Here is a 1,404-nt window from a genome sequence, read left to right on the forward strand (position 1 = left end):
CGCCAGCACGCCCGCCGATCTCGCGGCGGGGCGGATCGTCCTGCTCATCCGCCTCGCCGGGCCGCCACCCGACCGGCCGGGCGTGCCGCCGGGCATCGTGTCGTCATGGCTGTTCCAGCTCGCGCCGGGCGACAGGGTGTCGACGGCGGGGCCCTTCGGCAGTTTTCGCGCGCAGGACAGCGCGCGCGAGATGGTGCTGATCGGCGGCGGCGTCGGCATGGCGCCCTTGCGCGCCATTGTTCACGATCAGCTCGACGCGCGCGGCACCGGGCGAAAGATCGGCTTCTGGTACGGCGCGCGCAGCCGCGAGGACCTGCTTCATGCGCAGGCGTTCGAGGAGCTCGCGGCGCGCCATGCCAATTTCCGCTGGACGGTGGCGCTCTCCGAACCCGGGCCCGGAGACGATTGGGAGGGGCCGGTGGGCTTTGTCCACGCGGTGCTACGCGACGGTTTCCTGCGCGATCATCCGAGCCCCGAGGAATGCGAATATTACCTTTGCGGCCCGCCCTTGATGATCGCGGCGGTGATGTCGGCGCTCGACGAGGCGGGCGTGCCGCAGGGGCGCATCTTTTTCGACGATTTCGGGAGCTGAGCCATGTGGATGCGGCGCAGGGATTTTCTGGCCGGAGCGGGGGCGGCACTGATGGCCGGTCCTGCCCGGTCCGGGGCGACGACGACGACGACGACAGTGGGCGGTCCCGCCTTTGGCAGCTATTGGCGCTGCGTCCTGCACGCCGGGGCGCGGCAGGAGGCGGTGGCGCAGCTTGCGACCCGCCTCATCGCCGATCTCGACGCCGAACTGTCGCCCTGGCGCGAGGATAGCGCGCTGGCGCGGCTGAACCGCGCGGGCGCGGGGGCGTGGCGGCCCGTCGGGGCGGCGACGCGGGCCTGCCTGTCGGAGGCCGAGGCGGTGCGGTCGCTCACCGAAGGGGGCTTTGACGCGCGGGTCGGGCCTTTGGTGGCGCGCCATGGCTTTGGCCGGATCGAGGGCGCGATCGCGCGGGAGGGGCGGTTCGAGCTACGAGCCGGGGCCGTGCGCAAGAGCCATGCCGCCCTCACCTTCGATCCTTGCGGCCTTGCCAAGGGCCATGCGCTCGACCTGCTGGCGGCGGGCATCTCGGCGCTTGGTATCGCGGATGCGCTGGTCGAGATCGGCGGCGAGATCGCGACGCTCGGCCAACACCCCTCGCCCCGCGCGTGGCGCGTGGCGATCGAGCGACCGGGCGCAGCCGGTGGGGCGGCGCTGCGCGTGGTGCAGCCCGGAGGGCTGGCGCTGGCGACATCGGCCCATGCGCCGCAGGGCCTGCGCGGGCGGTTGGAAACGAGCCATGTGATCGACCCGCGACAGGGGCGCCCGGCGGGGCAGGGGCTGGTGCAGGTCTCGGTGCTGGCGCAGACGGGCCT

The 1,404-nt window shown here is 73.1% G+C and carries 1 protein-coding gene and 1 pseudogene; both read left to right on the forward strand.

Going from position 1 to position 1,404, the window contains the following annotated elements; genetic code table 11:
- Positions 1-592: pseudogene (locus NHG85_RS07685) on the forward strand (NADH:ubiquinone reductase (Na(+)-transporting) subunit F); the annotation flags it as partial.
- Between the two features lie 9 nt (positions 593-601).
- A partial coding sequence (locus NHG85_RS07690) for an FAD:protein FMN transferase (RefSeq protein WP_253331291.1) occupies positions 602-1,404 on the forward strand: 803 nt, incomplete at its 3' end.

The organism is Limimaricola litoreus (assembly GCF_024159025.1).
Taxonomy (GTDB): Bacteria; Pseudomonadota; Alphaproteobacteria; order Rhodobacterales; family Rhodobacteraceae; genus Limimaricola; species Limimaricola litoreus.